Source organism: Chitinophaga sp. S165, assembly GCF_003182155.1.
Taxonomy (GTDB): domain Bacteria; phylum Bacteroidota; class Bacteroidia; order Chitinophagales; family Chitinophagaceae; genus Chitinophaga.
Genome location: NZ_QGTG01000001.1, coordinates 2,095,409 through 2,116,172, shown reverse-complemented (window position 1 = coordinate 2,116,172; position 20,764 = coordinate 2,095,409). Strand labels below are relative to the sequence as shown.

18 protein-coding genes and 1 tRNA gene are annotated in these 20,764 nt (G+C 45.1%); 17 read left to right on the top strand and 2 right to left on the bottom strand.

The genetic code is table 11. From position 1 onward, the window contains the following. Positions 1–112 precede the first annotated feature (112 nt). The 7 genes from C7475_RS07695 to C7475_RS07665 all read left to right on the top strand — a co-directional run bounded on the left by C7475_RS07695 (position 113) and on the right by C7475_RS07665 (position 6,737). Complete coding sequence (locus C7475_RS07695) at positions 113–1,519, top strand: pyridoxal-dependent decarboxylase (protein WP_110052711.1); 1,407 nt, start codon at positions 113–115, stop codon at positions 1,517–1,519. Between the two features lie 41 nt (positions 1,520–1,560). Next, positions 1,561–2,475 (top strand): EamA family transporter, encoded by a 915-nt coding sequence (locus C7475_RS07690; RefSeq protein ID WP_110052710.1) that lies wholly within the window; start codon positions 1,561–1,563, stop codon positions 2,473–2,475. Then, the gene (locus C7475_RS07685) at positions 2,459–3,391 is read left to right on the top strand and encodes a GNAT family N-acetyltransferase (RefSeq protein WP_110052709.1); all 933 of its coding nucleotides are present in this window, start codon (positions 2,459–2,461) and stop codon (positions 3,389–3,391) included. The genes C7475_RS07690 and C7475_RS07685 overlap by 17 nt, the downstream gene beginning before the upstream one ends. 109 nt (positions 3,392–3,500) lie before the next feature. Continuing rightward, entirely contained in the window at positions 3,501–4,058 is a 558-nt protein-coding gene (locus tag C7475_RS07680; protein WP_110052708.1) for an NUDIX hydrolase, read from the top strand. 38 nt (positions 4,059–4,096) lie between these two features. Beyond that, entirely contained in the window at positions 4,097–4,888 is a 792-nt protein-coding gene (gene rlmB / locus C7475_RS07675; RefSeq protein ID WP_110052856.1) for a 23S rRNA (guanosine(2251)-2'-O)-methyltransferase RlmB, read from the top strand. 13 nt (positions 4,889–4,901) lie between these two features. Then, on the top strand, positions 4,902–5,747 hold the full coding sequence (locus C7475_RS07670; RefSeq protein ID WP_110052707.1) for a hydroxymethylglutaryl-CoA lyase: 846 nt from the start codon (positions 4,902–4,904) through the stop codon (positions 5,745–5,747). 9 nt (positions 5,748–5,756) lie between these two features. After that, complete coding sequence (locus tag C7475_RS07665; protein WP_110052706.1) at positions 5,757–6,737, top strand: GSCFA domain-containing protein; 981 nt, start codon at positions 5,757–5,759, stop codon at positions 6,735–6,737. A gap of 57 nt (positions 6,738–6,794) precedes the next feature. On the opposite strand, the gene C7475_RS07660 is transcribed toward C7475_RS07665, so the two are convergent. After that, positions 6,795–8,279 (bottom strand): MFS transporter, encoded by a 1,485-nt coding sequence (locus C7475_RS07660; RefSeq protein ID WP_110052705.1) that lies wholly within the window; start codon positions 8,277–8,279, stop codon positions 6,795–6,797. A 165-nt stretch (positions 8,280–8,444) separates the two neighbouring features. On the opposite strand from C7475_RS07660, the gene C7475_RS07655 reads away from it, so the two are divergent. Then, on the top strand, positions 8,445–10,685 hold the full coding sequence (locus tag C7475_RS07655; protein WP_110052704.1) for a patatin-like phospholipase family protein: 2,241 nt from the start codon (positions 8,445–8,447) through the stop codon (positions 10,683–10,685). Here C7475_RS07655 and C7475_RS07650 read toward each other — a convergent pair. Continuing rightward, complete coding sequence (locus C7475_RS07650) at positions 10,682–11,278, bottom strand: tRNA-(ms[2]io[6]A)-hydroxylase (protein WP_110052703.1); 597 nt, start codon at positions 11,276–11,278, stop codon at positions 10,682–10,684. The two genes, C7475_RS07655 and C7475_RS07650, sit on opposite strands and share 4 nt — an antisense overlap. 26 nt (positions 11,279–11,304) lie before the next feature. Between C7475_RS07650 and C7475_RS07645 the strand changes: the two genes are divergently transcribed. The 9 genes from C7475_RS07645 (at position 11,305) to C7475_RS07605 (ending at position 20,677) form a co-directional block, all read left to right on the top strand. Continuing rightward, a complete protein-coding gene (locus C7475_RS07645; protein ID WP_110052702.1) occupies positions 11,305–12,414 on the top strand; it encodes an 8-amino-7-oxononanoate synthase in 1,110 nt (369 codons plus the stop codon). A gap of 51 nt (positions 12,415–12,465) precedes the next feature. Further along, positions 12,466–14,889 (top strand): penicillin acylase family protein, encoded by a 2,424-nt coding sequence (locus tag C7475_RS07640; RefSeq protein WP_110052701.1) that lies wholly within the window; start codon positions 12,466–12,468, stop codon positions 14,887–14,889. A 75-nt stretch (positions 14,890–14,964) separates the two neighbouring features. Next, positions 14,965–15,037: transfer RNA gene (locus C7475_RS07635), tRNA-Lys, on the top strand. Between the two features lie 157 nt (positions 15,038–15,194). Beyond that, positions 15,195–16,535, top strand: a complete 1,341-nt coding sequence (locus tag C7475_RS07630) for an AAA family ATPase (protein ID WP_110052700.1) — start codon at positions 15,195–15,197, stop codon at positions 16,533–16,535. A 7-nt stretch (positions 16,536–16,542) separates the two neighbouring features. After that, positions 16,543–17,202 (top strand): hypothetical protein, encoded by a 660-nt coding sequence (locus tag C7475_RS07625; protein ID WP_110052699.1) that lies wholly within the window; start codon positions 16,543–16,545, stop codon positions 17,200–17,202. A gap of 374 nt (positions 17,203–17,576) precedes the next feature. Continuing rightward, entirely contained in the window at positions 17,577–19,004 is a 1,428-nt protein-coding gene (locus tag C7475_RS07620) for a C10 family peptidase (RefSeq protein WP_110052698.1), read from the top strand. A 155-nt stretch (positions 19,005–19,159) separates the two neighbouring features. Then, positions 19,160–19,498 (top strand): DUF3140 domain-containing protein, encoded by a 339-nt coding sequence (locus C7475_RS07615; RefSeq protein ID WP_110052697.1) that lies wholly within the window; start codon positions 19,160–19,162, stop codon positions 19,496–19,498. Positions 19,499–19,629: 131 nt separating this feature from the next. Further along, entirely contained in the window at positions 19,630–20,205 is a 576-nt protein-coding gene (locus C7475_RS07610) for a Crp/Fnr family transcriptional regulator (protein WP_110052696.1), read from the top strand. A gap of 115 nt (positions 20,206–20,320) precedes the next feature. Next, the gene (locus tag C7475_RS07605; protein ID WP_110052695.1) at positions 20,321–20,677 is read left to right on the top strand and encodes a DUF1801 domain-containing protein; all 357 of its coding nucleotides are present in this window, start codon (positions 20,321–20,323) and stop codon (positions 20,675–20,677) included. The last annotated feature ends 87 nt before the right edge of the window (positions 20,678–20,764 follow it).

Here is a 20,764-nt window from a genome sequence, read left to right as displayed (position 1 = left end):
GTACGATATCCTAATCTGATCTGGTCGAAAATTACAAAACTGAATCTGTTTTATATCCCGATTTTACGCCAATTTTGAAGTCTCGTTCCCTTTAACAGTAAATCAACCTCAGATGAATAAGATAATACGCCAGGATCTACAGGAAGTTGATGCATTCCTCCAGGAAGTAAAAGACTACAGCGTATCTCATTTATTAGAAATAGACGCATTGCCGGTGAAAGCCGCCAGCGCAACATTTGAGCGTTTAGAATTACCTCGGAAGGGAAAGGGTGCCAGCAACGCACTGCAGCAATTTAACGAACGTTACGGGCAACACCTTGCAGGCAATAGCGGCCCACGCAACTGGGGCTTTGTAACAGGTGGCGCAACATTGCCCGCCATTGCAGGCGACTGGCTCACAACAGTCTTTGATATGAATGCCGCAGATAAGGATACGGCGCCATTACAGATAGAAACGGAAACAATTGCAATGCTCCGGCAGCTGTTCGGGTTGCCGGAAGCATTTTCCGGATGTTTTGTAACAGGAGCGACCATGGCTAATTTCGCGGGACTTGCTATCGCAAGACAATGGCTCGGAAAACAACTGGGAGTGGACGTAGCACAGGAAGGAATGGCAGCATTAGCGAACGCGAAGATCGTGTCATGCACACCTCATTCGAGTACCGTGAAATCACTGGCCATGCTGGGCTTCGGCAGGAACGCCATGTTGAAGTTATCCAGTTTGCCGGAGAGAGAATCGATCGATATTAAAGTACTAAAAGAATATCTGGAAGCACACAAAGGAGAACCACTGATCGTTGTAGCCAGTGCGGGAACAGTGAATACGGTAGACTTTGATGACCTCGAAGCTATCGCTGAGCTGAAAAACGAATATGGCTTCTGGTTGCACGTAGACGCGGCGTTCGGAGCTTTTGCAGCCTGTGTAGCGGAACACCGCCATTTGTTGAACGGATGGGAAGCGGCGGATAGTATTACTATTGACGCACACAAATGGCTAAACGTACCGTATGATGCAGCGATGATCTTCACCCGTCATACCGACCTGCAGCTTGATACATTTAAGAATGCGGGAGCAGCTTATCTTGGAGATCCGGCAAAAGATTTTAAATATAGCAATTATACACCTGAGAATTCACGACGACTGCGGGCATTGCCAGCCTGGTATACACTGGTGGCTTATGGCGCAGACGGATATGCGGATATTGTAAATAATAATATACAGTTGGCCCGTCGGCTGGGAGCATTGATACAAGAAAATGCAGCTTTCCGTTTGCTGGCGCCAGTCAGGTTATGTGTAGTTTGTTTTACGTTGAATGTAGCCGATGAAGAGAAGCAGGCAGCAACTGATGCATTGATAAAAGCATTGGACGAAAGTGGAAAGGTGATGTTGACGCCGACAGTTTATCAGGGAGTGCCTGCAATCAGAGCCGCATTGGTAAACTGGCGTACGGAAGAAAATGACCTCTCCATCGTATGGGAGGAGATAAAGCGGCAAGCAGCAGTATTGACGGTAGAATAACCCACGTATATATTATTCACAACCCATAACAACTTCGGAGTATGAAAAAGTCAAACACGAATGCCTACATGGCATTGGTGATAGTCAGTATTTTCTGGGGTACCACTTACCTGGCGTCCAGGATCGGTGTACGTCACATGCATGGTATCATGCTGGCGGGAATCAGGCAGGCAGTTGCCGGTATACTTTTAACAAGTTTCTTTTTACTGAAAGGATATAAGTTTCCGGAGAAAATTATCTTGTCGCGACTCTTTGTGATCGGTGTGATGATGCTTTGTATGAGTAACGGCCTGATCACATGGGCCATGCAATATATACCCAGCGGATTGTGTGCAATCATTGTTGCAACAGTACCCATCTGGATCACCATTTTCAGTTATTTCCTGGTGCAGCGTACAAAGTTTACCATCTTACTGGTAACCGGAATGGCAGTTGGATTGTTAGGAGTAGGAGGGATCTTTTATGATTACCTGGCTAGTCTGACGAACCCTGAATTCCGTTTCGGGATCCTGCTCACACTGATCGCCTGTATCAGCTGGGCAATAGGATCGGTACTGACGGCACGCTGGGCACTGAAGATTAATTTCCTTTACGGAGCAGGTTTTCAGATGCTGTTCAGTGGTATCGTAATGACGATCGTTGCAACAATGATGGGACAGTCGTTACCGTTAGATGGTTTTAATATAGAATTATGGGGCAGTCTGGTATACCTGATCTTTATAGGGTCAATACTTGGATATTCGTCTTACGTGTTCGTATTGAATAATCTGCCGCCGTCCCTGGCATCAGTATATGCTTATATCAATCCGATAGTGGCAGTATTGCTGGGTTGGCTGATCCTGCAGGAGCATCTGAACTGGGTAACAGGAATATCCTGCATGGTAACGCTGGGAGGCGTTTATATGGTAAACAGGGCTGTAAATAAAAACAGACAACAATATGGCGCCGCTAAGTAATGAAGTAAAATTAGTTTACTATATCCCGGCCTATCAGCCGCATTTTGAGCGCCTCAACAAGTGGTGGATAGAGAAGTATTTTACAGTGGAACCGGTCGATGTGGATGTGCTCGGAAATCCGGACCAGCATATCATTGCTAAAGGAGGAGATATCATTTTTGCAGCAATAGGTGAAACAATTGTAGGCACTGTGGCGTTAAAAACTATAGACGCAGAATCGGCTGAAATGACCAAGATGGCGGTTGACGAAGCATATCAGGGACATCGTATAGGCTGGAAATTGGCGGAAGGCATCCTGGAAGTAGCGAGAAAGAGGGGATTGAAGAAAGTTGTCTTGTACTCTAATACTAAACTTGTACCTGCTATCAGTATGTATCAGAAACTCGGATTCAGGGAAATATCCGTTGAAGAAGGACGGTACGAGCGTAGTACGATCAAGATGGAAATAGTATTTGGAGAAGAAAACAGGCATTATGCAGTTGCTGATAACTTGATAAGAACAATAAATGCAGCTGTGCCACTTTTATTGCAGATCCCTGAAATAGTAGCAGCAGAGCGGGTTTCAAGAGGTAAGTGGAGTCCAAAGGAGATAATTGGACATTTAATTGATTCAGCAATTAATAATAACGTTCGTTTTATACGTTCCCAACAGATATCTTTGTTGGAAATTCCTGGCTATACACAGGATTTTTGGGTAAAGGGACAAGCCTGGCAGTTGAGCAGCTGGCAGGAATTGATTGAATTATGGTCGGGGATGAATAAACATTTGGCGTTAACTATACGCGCCATACCCGCGGGAGCATTACAACATCTGATAAAAATTAATGAGAACGAACCTGTCACACTGGAATATGTGGTGACGGATTATTTAGAGCATTTAAAACACCATCTGTCACAGGTGAAAATAATATTATAAAGATACGATTTAGATTTAGGTATGATGTTCAAAAGGTATTTACCGCCGACATCTGGTTGACACCGTCTCGTTTCTTAACGAGGCGGTTTTTTTTTGTTTTCTTTGTTATATGGACACACAAATAAATCCCTGGACGATCTTATCCAGCGAAAAGCAATATGATAATCCCTGGATCCAGGTAACCGAGCACCAGGTACTGAACCCCTCAGGAGGCAGAGGCATTTACGGCATCGTACATTTTAAGAATACGGCTATCGGGGTGGTGGCGCTCGATGAAGAGCATCATATTTACCTGGTAGGGCAATACCGCCTGGCATTGGAACAATTCAGCTGGGAGATCCCCGAGGGAGGGGGAAAGCTGGGGGTAGATCCATTAGAAGGAGCCAAAAGGGAGTTATTGGAAGAAACCGGGCTCGTAGCTGAAAGCTGGACGCCCATTGTGCGGATGCATCTGTCAAACTCTGTATGTGATGAGGCTGGGGTGGTTTATCTGGCCCGCCAGCTGGAGCAAAGGACGGCCGAACCGGAAGAAACGGAGCAGCTGTATGTAAAAAGGGTGCCTTTTGAGACGGCCTACCAGATGGTCAAAAACTTCGAGATCACCGATTCCCTGTCCATAGCGGCGATTCAGAAGATAAAACTGATGATGCTCGAAGGAGAGATATGAATTCCCCAATTGGTATTAAATTCCGTTCTTTGCAGATAATGGAACAAAGAAGATTTAAAAAGCCTGGTGGATTTCGCCAGCATGCCCCCAGACCAAAGGCATCGTCAATGGTGATTGGCAGGCAGCCGGTTGTGGAAGCGATCAACTCAGGGAAGGCAATCGAACGTATTTATATGTTGCGTGGTGCAACCGGGGATATCATCCCCCAGATCAGGAAGTTAGCAGAGGAAGTTAACATTCCTATCAATCTCGTACCGGTGGAAAAGCTGAATGCGCTGACCTCATTCAATCACCAGGGTGTTATTGCCATTACAGGGCAGATCAACTACCTTGACCTCCAGGATGTGATCTCGCATGTAACCGATAAGGGAGAAACGCCTTTGTTCCTCATTCTTGATGGGATCACTGACGTACGTAATATAGGGGCCATTGCCCGTAGTGCTGTTTGTTGTGGCGCCCAGGCCATTATCATCCCTGACAGGGGGATCGCTGCGCTGAATGAAGAAGCCATCAAATCGTCTGCCGGCGCCCTGGAAAGGATCTCCGTATGCCGGGTGAATAGCTTGCTGAAAGCGATCGATACCCTTCACCTGAATGGTATTAAAGTGATTTCCAGTGAGATGGAGGCTGAAACAAAGCTGTATGATTGTCAGCTGCAGGAGCCGGTAGCGGTGATCATGGGCTCGGAAGACAAGGGTGTATACCCGGCTCTGCTGAAGGCGTCAGATACCCTGTTCCACATACCTATGGCCGGTAACTTCGAATCCTTCAACGTATCTGTTGCGGCAGGCATCATCCTGTATGAAGCCATGAAGCAAAGAGGCGCATAAAAATCACCAGTAAATGAAACTGATCGAATGTCCACGTGATGCCATGCAAGGCTGGCACAGGTTAATAAGCACGGATGAAAAGGTAGCATATCTGAATGCTTTGCTGAAAGTAGGATTTAATACCCTCGATTGCGGCAGCTTCGTATCTCCTAAAACCATCCCCCAGATGGCGGATACTGCTGAAGTGATCCCACGGCTGGAGATGACCGGCACAAAAAGTAAACTGCTGACCATCGTAGCGAATCAGCGGGGCGCAGAAGAAGCCGTGGTGTTCGATGAGATCGCTTACCTGGGATATCCTTTTTCCATATCAGAAACGTTCCAGCTGCGGAATACCAACAAGACCATTGCCGCGTCAATGGAACTGGTGGAGACCCTCCAGGAACTGTGTATCAAGAATAGTAAACAACTGGTGGTTTATATCTCTATGGGCTTTGGAAACCCTTACGGGGATGTTTATGATGCTTCTATCGCCCTCCTCTGGGTGGATGAACTGGTAAAGCGGGATATTACAACGATTTCCCTGGCAGATACCGTAGGGGTAGCCAATCCGGAAGTCATTACCAAATTGTTCTCTACACTGATACCTGCCTATCCTAACGTGGAGTTTGGCGCGCATTTTCATTCTGCCCCTGACAAATGGGAAGAGAAGGTAGCGGCTGCCTACGCACAGGGATGCAGGCGTTTTGATAGCGCCATTAAAGGAATAGGGGGCTGTCCGATGGCGCATAATGACCTGGTGGGAAACCTGGCCACGGAGCGTTTGCTTGATTTCAGCGTGCAACACCACGAGGCGCTGGGCCTTGATATGACGGCTTTCCAGTTAGCCCGGGACATTGCGGACAGTATTTTTTATTAGTCTTCCAACATGACAAACTTTCGCCTGACTTTTCCCGTTCCACCGCTTGCAACACCTGTCCAATATGACGATAAGATATTGATGACAGGTTCCTGTTTTGCGGAGGAAATAGGGGAACGTTTACAACAATATCATTTTGATGCCCTGGTAAATCCGCATGGCATTTTATATAACCCGATCAGTATCACCCAGGCGCTGCATACCTACCTGGATGGAAAACAATATACCGCAGACGATCTCTTTTCTCATGGTGATCTGTGGCATAGCTGGGACCATCACAGCCGTTTCTCCGGTATGGAACCTGAACAGGTACTGGCAGGCATCAATACACAGCAGGAACTGGCTGCTAAACGGCTGGAAGAGGCAGATTGGCTGATCATTACATTGGGCTCTGCCTATATGTATTCACTTGCCGAAGGCAACCAGGTGGTTGGCAACTGTCACAAAGTGCCGGCTTCCCGTTTCCATAAGAAATTACTCTCTCCGCCAGATGCTATTTCTGCATTGGATAACCTCATGCACCGCCTTTTCTTCAGGAACAGGAAAGTAAAGATCATGTTTACAATAAGCCCTGTGCGTTATGCCAGGGACGGCGTAGTGGAGAATAATCTCAGTAAGGCTGTTCTGATCCAGACCGTGCATCACCTGGTGAATAAATTTGACCGGCTATTCTATTTTCCGGCTTACGAACTGGTAATAGATGATCTGCGTGATTATCGCTTTTATAAGGAAGATCTGGTACATCCCAATGAATTGGCAGTTAATTATGTCTGGGACCATTTTACCGCCAGCTGTGTAAGTGAGGACGGACGTCGTTTGCTGCCGCTGGTAGCAGAGATCAACCGGGCCAGGCAACACAGGCCTTTCAATCCGTTAAGTAATCAGCATCAGCAATTCCTGCAAACCTACGCAAAGAAAACGAAGCAGTTAATGGAGCAGCATCCTTTCCTGCATCTGGAAGATGATCTGGCCTATTTTGAAGGACGATAAAATAACAATGCCGCGATGATCGTCGCGGCATTGTTATTTGTATTGATAAATGTTTGATTAATCCTGATTGATCATATTCCCCTTAATGCCCACTACGCCGATCACAAAACAGATCAGCGCAACGATGATCGGGTATAACAAGCCCGCAAGATGATTGTGGGTTTGCGTTACGAGTAAGGTCGATACAGTTGGCAACAATCCCCCGAAAACCCCATTCCCGATATGATAAGGTAAGGACATGGAAGTATACCTGATGCGGGTAGGGAAGAGCTCTACCAGGAAAGCCGCAATCGGACCGTATACCATGGTTACGAAGATCACCTGTACAAATACCAATAGTATCAGCCACCATAGTTGAGCATTGCTGACAATAAGCTCTTTTACTGTTTCAGTTTTTCCGTCCGTTACTGTAACGGTTTCCCTGGCCTTTGCCCCGTCAGTAAAAACTCTAGTCTTCACTGACTTCTCAATGTTTTGCATTTTATCATTCCGGGAGATGGAATTCTGGATACTGTACTGAGATGTATCCTCTGTTTTCAGGCTGATGTCTGCCACGCGGTCCATGCCGGCATAAATAGGATAATAAGCCAGCGCAGCGACCAGCATGCCTGTCATCATGATCTTTTTACGCCCTATTTTATCAGACAGCTTTCCGAAATATATAAAGAAAGGAGTACCCAGTAAAAGGGCCACTGCTATGATAATATTGGATTGTACGAATTCAACCTGCATCGTTTTTTGCAGGAAGGAGAGGGCATAGAACTGACCGGTGTACCAGATCACGCCTTGTCCCATGGCAGCGCCGAAGAGCGCCAGCAATACCAGCCGGAGGTTCTCCTTTTTACCGAAACTTTCTTTAATAGGATTCCGTGAAGTTTTTCCCTCCGATTTCAGTTGAAGAAAAAGAGGCGATTCGTGCAGACGGATACGGATATAATATGACATGACCACCAGCACAATGGACAGCCAGAAAGGAATACGCCATCCCCAGCTGTTAAAGTCTTCAGTGGTCAGACTGGCACGGGTGATCAGGATGACCGCAAGGGAAACAAAAAGTCCCAAGGTGGCCGTCGTCTGAATAAAACTGGTGTAATACCCGCGCTGATGATGGGGAGAATGTTCGGCGACATAGGTAGCGGCGCCGCCATATTCACCTCCCAGGGCAAGGCCCTGCAATAACCTCAACACCAATACGATAATAGGTGCAAGGATACCGATACTTTCATAACCGGGTATGAGGCCAATGGCAAAAGTAGAGCCACCCATGATCATCAGGGTAAGCAGAAAGGTGTACTTACGACCTACAATGTCTCCCAGTCTGCCGAATACGATAGCGCCGAAAGGTCTTACAATAAATCCCACAGCAAAGGTGGCAAGTGTGGCAATGTAGGCCAGATCAGGATTGCTGGGCGGAAAGAACTTCTGGGAGATAATGGCTGAAAGACTCCCAAAAATGTAGAAATCATACCATTCTATTAGCGTTCCTGCGGAAGAGGCCAGTATTACCTGCCAGATGGATTGAGAAATTTTGCTGTTATTCATACGTGGTTACTTGGTTGATACGGATGTATAATATAGGGAAATTGTTGTAAATGTTATACTACTTACTTTTTCTATAGTGGTAAGAGGGCGATAAGCCGTCTGATATTATAAGTATTTCTATTAACTTTATTGGGGACTTCAGGATTGCTCTACTCAAGACTTTATATGCGTAAACGCCCGGCTTTAGTTTATTTTTTCACCCTACTCCTTTTACCTGCATTGGTTTTTGCGCAGGAGGGAGGGAAGAGGCCTAAGATAGGTCTGACCCTGAGTGGCGGTGGCGCCAAAGGGCTGGCGCATATTGGCATTCTGCAGGCGCTGGACAGTGCCGGCCTGAAAGTGGACTATATTACGGGTACGAGTATGGGCAGTATTATCGGATCACTCTATGCCATGGGGTATTCCGGCGATACGATAGAAAAGATGGCCCGCCAGATGGACTGGGATAACCTGTTCTCTAATCAGCCTGTACTTACCGACATCTCCTTCGAAGAAAAAAGGGAATACAATAAATACCTGATAGAGATCCCATTTGAATACGGGAAACCCAAACTGGCATCCGGCGTAATAGCCGGTGAGCAGTTGTGGTTAGAACTGGCGCGGTTATGCTGGCCGGTGAATGGGGTGAAAGATTTTTCCCAATTCGACATTCCTTTTAAATGTATTGCTACCGATGTTACCACCGGCGAGGTCGTAACCCTCGATACGGGCGATATTGTTACTGCTATCCGCGCCAGCATGGCAATCCCTTCTGTGTTCACAGCCGTAAAGATCGGCGATAAGAAGCTGGTGGATGGTGGTGTAGTGCGCAACTTCCCTGTTATTACAGCAAAAGAGATGGGTGCTGACCTTGTTATCGGTTCCAATGTGAGTGGTGGATTAAGGAAAGCGGAACAGCTGGTCACGCCACTGGATATTATCTACCAACTTGGTTTCTATAAAGATGCAGATGATTTTAAGCAGGCAAAAAAGCTAACGGACATCTACATTCAGCATCACCTGGATAATTATAGCGCTGCCAGCTTTGGCAGTGTGGATTCTCTGCTGGATATCGGCAAGAAAAAAGGCGCTGAATTGTACCCTGTATTCAAACAGATGGCAGATTCATTAAACGCGCTTTATCCGCCGGAAACACCTTTCCGCAAGAACCGCTTACCCTTCACGCCCGACATAGAACTGACGGATATAAAAGTAACGGGCCTGGTACATTCTGACGAAAGCTTTTTCCTCGGAAGATTAGGATTACTGAAAGGAGGATGTTACACACCTACTGATATCAAGGAAGCGGTGCTGAACGTATTTGGTACCCGTTTTTACAAGATGATCACCTATCAGCTGGAACCAAAAGGAGATGGTAAAAGTGTGATGGATATTTCAGTAGAAGAGAACCCGCTGACCTACGTGAAATTCGCCTTGCAATATAACAGCTTTACCAATGCCAGTGCTATCATGAACATTACACAGCGCAACTTCGTTGTACCGAACTCCCGTGCATTTGTGAGTGTGGCAATAGGAGAAAATCCGCGGGTATTGGCAGAGTTCTTTAAATACCTGGGTCCGAAAAGGAACTTTGGGTTTGGGCTTGGTGGCTATTTCGAGGACAATGCGCTAACCTTATATAAAGACTATAAACGGCAGATGGAATATCACCTGAAATATCTGAGTGGTGATATCCGTTTCCAGTACACACTGAACAGCATGATGGCAGTGGGTATTGGTTCACGCTATGAGTTTCTGAATATCAATCCCCGGTACGAATCTGTTGAAGTGCTGAGAGGAAATGGCAATCAGATGAACAGTTATGTGTATGTCGGTATTAACTCCCTCGACAGGAAGGTTTATCCGCGTCGTGGTGTAGATTTCCAGCTGGAATCTGGCTGGGTATATCGTCAGCAGGAGGGATACCGTCTCTATAAAGACGGGGTTGAGGTATTGCCGGAAGATTATAATTACAATTTCAATAATTATCAGCGTACGCTGATGCAGATGAAGTACAATATCCCTTTCAATTACAACGGTACTTTGCAGGTACAGTTGGGAGGCGCAGCCAACTTCAGTCACCGCCAGGGCCCTGTGAATGCATTCTTATTGGGAGGGCTGAATAACGTCATCCGCAATCAGCTGCCGATAGTGGGTATCAGGGAGGCTGAGATCACGACATCAAGTGCAGCTACCATCCAGTTATCCTATCAATATGAGTTCATGCGGAACACCTATGCCATTCCCCGTGCAGGTGTAGCTTTATACGATTTCCTGGGAGATGTTTCCGCTAAGTATAAGTACATGAGTGGGTACGGATTGACAGGAGGTTATTCCTCCTTCCTCGGACCAATAGAAGCCTCCGTGATGTATTGCGATCAGGATGGCCGTTTGCGGATGTATGTGAACATCGGCTTCAATTTCTAGTGCATCCTGTCACCTCTGACCTCCAGGTTATTGATGATCTCAGCTTCTATATTCAGCCATTCCTGCCAGCGGGTCCTTACTTTGTCTTCCGGTACGTACTCATTGGCGAGATCTATAAAGAGGCGATAGTGGCCTGCTTCAGATATCATGAACTTACGGTAGAATTCCCGCAGATAATCATCTTCCAATCCCTCGCTCAGCAAGCGGAAACGCTCGCAACTGCGGGCTTCGATCAGAGCAAAGATGAGCAGTCTGTCCAGCAGTACTGATTGCGGGTCGCCACCTTTCTGCTGATGTGTCATCAGGGCATTAACATACACGTCTTTCCGCTGTCTTCCCAGTGTATAACCGCGTTTGCGCATCTCGGCCAATACCTGGCGGAAGTGTCCCCATTCTTCTGTTACAATAGGCGCTAATTCCTGTACCAGCCTGTCCTTTTCGGGATAGCGCTGTATCAGGGAGATGCAGGATGTGGCGGCTTTTTGTTCGCAGAAGGCATGATCTGTCAGAACTTCTTCCAGGGAAATAGCGGCCAGGTTTACCCAGCGGGGATCAGTAGGAAGGTGCAGACCTAAAATGGACACTTTACTCATAGGGCAAAGTTACTTAGCTTTGGGAGATGAAAGAAGCTTTTCTTTTACAGCAATTAGCGCAGCGCCAGGAGCAACATGCTTTCCGGCAGTTGCGGCTTCCGGCTCCCGGTGCAGTGGATTTCTGTTCCAATGACTACCTGGGCCTGGCACATAGTGCAGCGATGCAGGAAGGAGTCCATACATTATTACAGGCAAGACCGTATATGCATGGCAGTACAGGATCGCGCCTGCTGGCTGGAAACTATGCCTGGATCGAAGAAGCAGAGATCATGCTGGCTACCTTTCATCAGAGTGGCGCTGGCCTGATCTACAATTCCGGTTATGACGCTAATCTTGGACTGTTTTCTTCTGTACCCCAGAAGGGAGATACCATCATTTACGATCAGCTGATTCATGCCTCTATCAGGGATGGTATCCGTTTGTCAAAGGCGCAGGCATTTTCTTTTTTACATAATGATGTAGCAGATCTGCAGAAGAAACTGCAGCATGCTACGGGCAATACATTTGTGGCTGTTGAATCTGTCTATTCTATGGATGGAGATATGGCGCCGTTGAAAGAAATAGCAGCTATCTGTGAGCAATACGGGGCGCACCTGATCGTGGATGAAGCACACGCCACCGGCGTAGTAGGAGCAAAAGGAGAGGGGCTTGTGCAGCACCTTCAATTGCAGAATGCCTGTTTTGCACGTGTGCATACATTTGGTAAAGCGTTAGGTTGTCATGGAGCGGTTGTGTTGGGCAGTCCTCATCTGCGAGATTTCCTTATTAATTTTTCGAGATCATTTATTTATACCACTTCACTGCCACCGACAGCCATAGCCGCAATTGTGGCCAGTTATGAGCTGTTCCCTTATATGCATGCCGCCCGTGAGCACCTGACTTCGTTAATTACTCATTTCAGGAAAGGAGTAGCAGGGCTCAGTACATTATATAGTGAAACGCCCATTCAGATCGTCCTCTCGCCAGGAAACGAAGCCACGCGTACGCTAGCGGCAAGCTTACAGGAAGCGGGGCTGGACGTGCGGCCTATTCTCCATCCTACAGTTCCGAAAGGGAAGGAACGTTTACGGATCGTATTGCATAGTTTCAATACTATGGAAGAAGTGGACAGGCTGGTTATAGCGTTAGTCCATTAGCGATATTATGGCCAGTATATTTTGTGTATATTAGCAGACAAGCTAACACATATGAGATTTCTTCCCTTTACCGTTACGGCGGTGATAACCATTGCATTGATAACATGTCTTGATCGTTCCTGGGGCTCTTTACCGCCTCTGGGACGGTTGTTAAGTCCGCAGGAAGGTTTTTGGCAGAACGCCACTTCTATCAGCAAAGACTACAATGAAGAGCTGCAGGTGCCTGGTTTAAAGGGAAAGGTGGAAGTATGGCTGGACGATAGAATGGTGCCTCACATCTTTGCAGAAAATAATCTGGATGCTTATTACGTACAGGGATATATGCATGCCCGCGACCGTCTCTGGCAGATGGAGCTGCAGTCATTTGCGGCAGCCGGCCGTTTGTCGGAGATCCTGGGTAGTAAGATGATCAATTATGACAGGCAGCAGCGGCGTTTGGGCATGTTATACGGCGCAGAGCAGGCGTTGAAGGCGATGGAAGATGATCCGGTAGCTGGCCCGGCTATCAATGCTTATTCTGATGGTATCAATGCTTATATCAGCACGCTTACCGACGCAACACTGCCGCTGGAATATAAACTGCTGAATTATAAACCTGAGAAGTGGACGCCGTTGAATTCAGCATTGCTGCTGAAAATGATGGCGGCAGATCTTGCGGGTGGTGCAAATGATCTTGTTTATAACAATGCCCGTCAGATCTTTAGTAAAGAAGACTTCGATAAATTGTATCCTGACTTCGGGGATAGTATTGATCCTATCATTCCCCGTGGTACACAATACCCTGCAGCCAGCGTAAAAGTGACGTCACCTGCAGATAGCGTGCTCAAAGCAGCAGGGGTTATGTTGCATTTCAAAGAGGATAAACCAGATCCTGATAACGGTAGTAACAACTGGGCTGTTGCCGGTTCTAAAACGCGTTCAGGTGCTCCGATCCTTTGTAACGACCCTCACCTTGGTCTGAGCCTGCCATCTCTCTGGTACGAAGCACAGATTCATACACCTGAGATGAATGTTTACGGCGCGACCTTACCTGGTGCCCCTGGTGTAATCATCGGTTTCAACGATCATATTGCATGGGGAGTAACAAATGCTGCAGAGGATGTGAAAGACTTCTACATGATGCAGTTCCGTAATGGCAAACAACAGTATCTTTTTAACGGCACTTACCGGGATGCAGAGCTACGCATTGAAAAGATCAATGTAAAAGGGGAGAAGCCTTACTACGATACAGTGGCTTATACCGTATGGGGACCTGTGGTGTATGATAATGTATTCCCCGATGAAGCGACCGGCCACCAGTTCCTCGCTATGCGCTGGAAAGCACTGGACCCGTCCGCAGAGATCAGGACATTCCTGGATCTCAATAAAGCTCATAATTACCAGGATTATTTAGCTGCTATAAAATATTACACCTGTCCTGCTCAGAACTTCGCATTCGCGGCTAAAACGGGCGAAATTGCGCTTTGGCATAACGGGCAGTTCCCCTTGCGCTGGAAAGACCAGGGAAAATGGATCATGCCGGGAAGCGACAGCACTTTTGCTTGGCAGGGATATGTGCCGCAGGAAGAGAATCCGCATATATTCAATCCGGCGCGCGGGTTTGTCAGCTCCGCCAACCAGCATCCCACTGACAGCACCTATCCATACCGTTATGTGGCTGATTTTGACCTCTTCCGCGGTAAACGTATCAATGAAGTACTGGCGGCAGACAGCCAGATCACCATACAGCAAATGATGGACCTGCAGAATGATTTCCTGAATCCTTTTGCACGGGCTGCTCTGCCAATGGTCAGAAAACATTTGCCGGTATCCATGTTATCCGCAGATCAGAAATCCTACTGGGAAATGCTCGACAAATGGGATCTGCAAAGTAGCCCCGATAGCAAAGCCGCTACTATCTTCAACATCTTCTGGGATAAATTACAGTCCGAAATTTGGGACGATGATATAGTACGTGAGAAAACACCGATGCAGCAACCGTGGGAGAAGACTACCTTACTCTGGCTCATTCGTGATTCTTCCATGAAATTCATTGACAACAAAAATACACCGGAGAAAGAGACGCTTTCCGGTACATTGTTAGCTGCCTTTACTTATGCTGCTGATAGCGCTAAAGTATTGGATGGTCAGCATAAACTGGAGTTTGGGCGTTTCCGTGGTACGAATATCCGTCACCTGACACGGTCAATTATTCCATTCAGCGCCATGAATCTGCGTACCGGCGGTGGGCGTCATATCGTCAACGCGACCAAACAACTGCATGGGCCTTCCTGGAAAATGGTGGTACAGCTGAGCAGTAAGACGGAAGCGTACGGCATCTATCCCGGCGGACAAAGCGGTAACCCTGGTAGTCCGTTCTATGACAATGCTGTGCAGGATTGGGTGCAAGGGAAATATTATCTGCTGCATGTGTTCGATCTGAAAGAAGATAATGACCCGGCAGTGAAGTTTAAGGTGAAGTTTAGCAAGGGGTAAAAATTTTTTAGAGAAATATTTGGAAGGGAATATATAATTCCTATCTTTGCACTCCCAATCACAAAAAAAGGGAATGATTCCGTAGCTCAGTTGGTAGAGCAATACACTTTTAATGTATGGGTCCTGGGTTCGAGTCCCAGCGGGATCACAAGAAGAAAAGCTTCACAGAAATGTGAGGCTTTTTCTTTTCAGGAAGCTTAGATTAATTTGCCTTTTATAAATAATCAGCTTTTGACAAACCTTATATAAATAAAAAGTATCTTAGTTTAAGTAAACTTATCTCCTGAGTTTAAAGATAGCCTTAAATGAAAGTAAGAAGCATTAACATCCCCAATCTTTTTCACTTTAAGAATTTTCATTTGGACCTTACTTATCCGGCAGGTCATGAGAAAGCGGGGAAGCCATTAGATAAAGTGTGTATCATTGGTCAGAGTGGGACAGGAAAAACAACTTTATTGAAATTGCTGTCTATTCTCTCTTATAATTCTAATAGATATTCATCAGTTGCTTCTCTTGATTTAATTAAAGAAATAGACCTGCAGTTTGAATTAGGTGAGTTATCGGTAACCAAACACCTTGAACTTAAGAAGGATTCTGATACAGAAGTCACTAATATGTGGAGGAACCAGTCAATCAGTGGCCTGAACGTCGAATTTGAAAAGGGTGTAGAGATTTGGCAAAAGTTCAAAGAAAGTAAGAACAACCATTCTATTTATTTTCCTGCAGAATTGGATTATAGTCTTGAAGTAGATTCCTACACAACTATGAATCTGGAAGATAGATTGACTATAGACTTTTCGTCTGTAAAGGCTGTTAATGCCTGGCAGATTATTTTAAAAGATATTCAAAAATATCAGGAAGAAGAAATTAAGTTGCGGCAGGAGATTTCAAAAGTGGCTGAAAATTTCAAAGACGTCGAATCGATTCAAAAAGCAGTTAAGAAACTGGATAATTGGCGAAAGAAAAGCTTTAATCCAGTCCTGGATATTGCTGAAAGATGCCTGAATCCTTTACTTATACACTTTGGATTAAGAGTCAAGACAAAGTTGGATTTTCAAGGAAAAGATGATATAGGGTTTGTGAAGATTGAAGATTTAAATGGAAATGAAGTGCCCAACGGGTTGCTTAGTACGGGAACTAAGCAAGTCATGCTATCTGCACTTCCATTGTATTTGTTAAAGCCTGATAAATGCTTGATTTTTTACGATGAGCCTGAAAGGTCTCTTTATCCGGATATCCAAAGGATTATCATTGACTACTACTTAAGTTTGACGACAGATTCACAGTTTTTCTTTGCAACTCATTCTCCTATTATTGCATCATCTTTTGAGCCCTGGGAAATAGTTGAACTGAAATTTGATAAGAAGTGGAATGTTTACCGCGATAAATATTATGAAGGTGAAAATCACGTGGATAATTACTTTGTAGATCCGCGATATCTGGACTATGACCTCATTCTTAAAAAGGTTTTTGATCTGAAGGATACAAGTACAGACTTACGAATGGAGGCGTTAGTCGAATTAACGATGTTAAAAAACCAGTTAGACCAACTGAAACAGGAAGGTAAACTGCAGACCAAAAAAGCAAAGGACATACTTCTTCGTTATAAATCGCTGGCTAAAAAACTAGCCTGGAAAACTGAATGACTCAATCATGCGCAAAATTGATAAGTCTGGATTGTTAGCTACCAAGTACAAAAAATGGTTGGATGATTTAGCTGCGAATGGAAAAACTCATCCTAAATACAATTCTTCGAACTTTAAATATTATTACGATATAGTCGCTAGCCTTATATGGTTGCAGGCTGGACTATGTGCATATTCTGAAAGAAAGATGCAGGACTATCGTAAGTGTGCTCCGGACAAATGGTTAGATGGCGCTTTTAAACAGTTCGATTTTTCTGGTCAATTAGATCACTATGATGCAACATTGAAGAATAATAAAGGATGGGACTGGGATAATTTCTTTCTCATAGATGCGGATGTAAACGTAAAGAATAAAAGGGATAACCGCCCTAATGGTATATTAAAACCAGATGTAACCACCTTTGATCCAAACATATATCTTGAATATAAATTACCTGATCATATTTTTGTCCCTAACAGAAACCTTGATTTTCAAACGCAAGAAAAGGTGCGTCATGACTTAAGCTGTCTAGGACTGAATTTTGAGCCTATTATAGATATAAGAAAGGAATATCTGGCACCCTATTTAACTGATATTGAATATCAGGCGCAAACGGCAGATCAAGCCCGGGTTAAATTAACCCAATTTTATACTGCCTTTGAAATGGCTGTAATCCAGGTAGAGTAGTAGCGCAGCATTGTTTGATTCCAGCAACCTTGAAAGACGAAACCTTATTGTAACCATTTTAACGAATGCTTTTGAAAAGCAAAAGTGTCTTAAATAAGTGATAGGATAACGGATGATGCAACACAATCCCAACAGCATACACACTAATCCTATCCAGCTCTCCCATGCCTGGGCAAAAATGAAATCCTTCAATCCTTTGAATTTATAGCATTTTTTCGTTTATTGTTCTTCAGAAAGCATATACATCACAACAGGTTTCCTATGTAAGCTAACGTTGACCTAAATAGTTTGCTAACTTTTTAAAAAACCTGAACTAATATTTAATACCAGTGTAGCATTTGTCCCAGTTTTATTCAACCTAAGATAAAAGTATAATGAAAAAATTAGTTTTCCCTTTGCTCTTGAGCATCCTTGTTGTTTCCTGTAAGAAAGACGAAGCAACGCTCTCGGAATTGCCAGGACACGAAATGTCTGAGATGGCAGCCAAATCCCAATCGAATATTTCAATTGAAGAGATCAAAGAAGCGGGTTTAAATTTCATCAATGCACGACAAGCCCAAAATCCAGCAGTCGGCAATTTATCATCAAGCTCCCGTGGCCCGGTAAGGAGAGCAGGCGCTCAAAAGAATGTCAAAAACGTTGTTGCTCACAAGTCGAAAGATGGCCTTTCGACAGTATTTGTCGTTAACTATTCTCCGGTTGGGTTTACGATATTAAGCGATAATAAGAATGCCAATCCGGTGCTAGCCTTTTCCGATTCAGGTGAATTCGACATTAACAAGATCGGTTTTAGTGTTGGATTGGAGGGCTGGGTAGATGAAAGTTTAACTTACGTAAAAGAGCGGAAGCTTGTCAGCGATTCAACGTCGAGATCGAACAATCTGAAATGGGCGCTTCTTCTGGATAAAAATGCACCTGCAGAGGCGAGGACCACCACGGCGTTGTCCTATGGCATAACGTCTACAGACCCGCGTATGACGGCGATGAATCAAAGAATGGCCCAGTTGCTCGAAGCAAGCGATTGGTCATCATCAGTGATACCGCTGTCAGCAGCCGCAAGCTATCTTCCGCCGGAAAGATTGTCTCATTTTAAATCAATTGCTCAAAGCCATAGCTCACCAGAGCAGTATACTATAGTGGAAATTTTGAACAAAAACGTCACCACCCAGCGAGGTCCGCTTATGGGTACGCACTGGTATCAGCAAGGCGTCTTCGGCGCGGCTGTTCCTAATGGTTATGCAGGTTGTACCGCTATCGCCGCAGGCCAGATTATGAATTATTACCGGTACCCTGTTCAGTTCAACTGGAACAACATGACTAACAGTAATCTCTTCGTGTATCCTGACATATCTCAGTTTATGTATACATTAGGCCAGGCGTTCCATATGGACTATACACCAACAGGATCAGGCGCGAATTACCAGGATGTGGAAGACGCCTTGGAAGATTATGGTTACAATGTCGTTGTTAAAGACCATGCCCTTTCTGATGTTCAAAGTGCAATTAACACCGGGAGACCCGTTTATTTACGTGGATGTGATGGTGCAGAATGTCATGCATGGGTGACTGAGGGGTATCGACAGATTGAAGAAGCTAAAGCATTCCGTATTGAATGGCAAACCAGTTCTTATACGTACCAGACTGACGGTATCCAATACTATCAGCCAGGAAACATGTACCTCTACTTCTATATTAACTGGGGATGGGGCGAAAGCTATAACGGCTGGTATTCAAGTTTTACGAACAGTGGAAGTAATAATTTCAGCTCAAGCCGGAAAAACTTATACATCACCAGACCCTAACATTATGTTTACGAAGCCCGGATTCATTTGGGATCCGGGCTTCAACCGACATCGCACCGGCCTAATCAATTTGGTTAATTCTTGCATGATCTGATGCTGATAGCTCATCTATAATCACTAAGGTATTGTATTTGTTACATGTTCCTTAAAAGACTATGGAACAGAATGAATACCAGGAAATATACCAGGAGTTCAAAGAACTCGTTAATATGTCCCCATCGGTAATTGAAAAATGGTTGAGAACGGAAGAATCGAAATCTGTAGGTTGGGACAGTGGTGATGGCGAATCGATAGGCCACAAATCTGGTGAAAAGATTGTCCGGATCCTTCACAAGAACAAGGCAGATCTTACAGAGGCAGATTATAAGCATATGCAGAAAGTAAACGGATATATTAAACGTCATAAAGCCCAACGGCCTGAAGGAGATGTTTCGGAGACCAATTGGAATTATTCTCTCAAAAACTGGGGCCACGATTATAAAATAAAAAAATAAACTACATCCAAATAGTAAACGACATCCCGCAGCTCATACATAATCAGTTGCGGGATGTCCCTTACTATTAAAAATATCCCAGTTGCCCCGGCTATTGATAATTACTAACTTAATCCCTAAATCAAGCCACAATGAGCCACGCACAGTTTTTCCAGCATGTCCGCAGATATTATCCGATCACAACTGAATCGGAACAAGCATGGGCTGGCTTGCTAAAGGAGAAAATGTACCGCAAGGGCGAGCTGCTGGTGACAGAAGGCCAGGTGCCGCGCAAATTCGCTTTTATCTGCAGCGGACTGGCATATCAGTCGTTTCTCCCGCCTGAAGGCGAGATGATCATTAAATACTTTTTCCCGGAAAATCGCCTGGCGGCATCGGTCAGTGCGACTATGACCGGGACCGCAAGTAATTTCGCAATCACTGCTATTGAGCACACCACAGTGTTGGAATATGATTTCAGCGCATTTAGGAAACTAGTCGATACACACCAGGATATCGCGTTGTTTTACATCAATTATCTGGAAAAGCATTGGGTGGTTGAAAAAGAACCACTGGAAATCGCTTTTCGCTCAGATACAGCCGCTACACGTTACCAACAATTTTTGCTGTCACATGAGCACATTATACCCCGTCTGAAAAAATACCATATTGCTTCCTATCTTGGAATTACGCCTACTCAGTTGAGCCGTATCATCAGCGGCAAATAATTTTCCGTTTCTCAACATTTGTAAATTTTTTTCCAGCATGCGTTTACGAATTTAGCATTGTCAACGCCGGTTAAGTTCTGCTTATCCGGACATCGCGAACGCTAAATAGAAACAAATGAGCGCAAAAAAAGTGGATGACTTCCTGGCAAAACTGGATCATCCGTTAAAAAAGGAGATGGGCATGCTGCGTAATATGATTATGCAGGTACACCCTGAAATTACAGAAGATGTCAAATGGGGCGGCCCTAGCTTTTATTACAAGGGAGATATCGCCACTTTCAGTCCACGCGTTAAAGACGCGGCTGTGCTGGTATTCCATCACGCGGAAGGGCTGACTGTAGGTGAAGTGCTTGAATCAGCGCCGAAGGGTAAAGCCTATGCTAAATTCAAAAGTATGGCCGAAGTAGAAGCAAAAAGTAAAGGCCTTCAAGCTATAATTAAGCAATGGATTAAACTAATGGATAAATCATAAGGACATTAAACAATCAAACTGAACTGAAATGGGCAAGCCCTTTCAGCCATAGGGTATTTCCGTGCAGATACGGACAAAGACTGTTCA

Coding starts and splice junctions, on each gene's coding strand:
- C7475_RS07695 (WP_110052711.1), top strand. CDS start 113: ATGAATAAGATAATACGCCAGGATCTACAGGAAGTTGATGCATTCCTC.
- C7475_RS07690 (WP_110052710.1), top strand. CDS start 1,561: ATGAAAAAGTCAAACACGAATGCCTACATGGCATTGGTGATAGTCAGT.
- C7475_RS07685 (WP_110052709.1), top strand. CDS start 2,459: ATGGCGCCGCTAAGTAATGAAGTAAAATTAGTTTACTATATCCCGGCC.
- C7475_RS07680 (WP_110052708.1), top strand. CDS start 3,501: ATGGACACACAAATAAATCCCTGGACGATCTTATCCAGCGAAAAGCAA.
- rlmB (WP_110052856.1), top strand. CDS start 4,097: ATGGAACAAAGAAGATTTAAAAAGCCTGGTGGATTTCGCCAGCATGCC.
- C7475_RS07670 (WP_110052707.1), top strand. CDS start 4,902: ATGAAACTGATCGAATGTCCACGTGATGCCATGCAAGGCTGGCACAGG.
- C7475_RS07665 (WP_110052706.1), top strand. CDS start 5,757: ATGACAAACTTTCGCCTGACTTTTCCCGTTCCACCGCTTGCAACACCT.
- C7475_RS07660 (WP_110052705.1), bottom strand. CDS start 8,279: ATGAATAACAGCAAAATTTCTCAATCCATCTGGCAGGTAATACTGGCC.
- C7475_RS07655 (WP_110052704.1), top strand. CDS start 8,445: ATGCGTAAACGCCCGGCTTTAGTTTATTTTTTCACCCTACTCCTTTTA.
- C7475_RS07650 (WP_110052703.1), bottom strand. CDS start 11,278: ATGAGTAAAGTGTCCATTTTAGGTCTGCACCTTCCTACTGATCCCCGC.
- C7475_RS07645 (WP_110052702.1), top strand. CDS start 11,305: ATGAAAGAAGCTTTTCTTTTACAGCAATTAGCGCAGCGCCAGGAGCAA.
- C7475_RS07640 (WP_110052701.1), top strand. CDS start 12,466: ATGAGATTTCTTCCCTTTACCGTTACGGCGGTGATAACCATTGCATTG.
- C7475_RS07630 (WP_110052700.1), top strand. CDS start 15,195: ATGAAAGTAAGAAGCATTAACATCCCCAATCTTTTTCACTTTAAGAAT.
- C7475_RS07625 (WP_110052699.1), top strand. CDS start 16,543: ATGCGCAAAATTGATAAGTCTGGATTGTTAGCTACCAAGTACAAAAAA.
- C7475_RS07620 (WP_110052698.1), top strand. CDS start 17,577: ATGAAAAAATTAGTTTTCCCTTTGCTCTTGAGCATCCTTGTTGTTTCC.
- C7475_RS07615 (WP_110052697.1), top strand. CDS start 19,160: ATGGAACAGAATGAATACCAGGAAATATACCAGGAGTTCAAAGAACTC.
- C7475_RS07610 (WP_110052696.1), top strand. CDS start 19,630: ATGAGCCACGCACAGTTTTTCCAGCATGTCCGCAGATATTATCCGATC.
- C7475_RS07605 (WP_110052695.1), top strand. CDS start 20,321: ATGAGCGCAAAAAAAGTGGATGACTTCCTGGCAAAACTGGATCATCCG.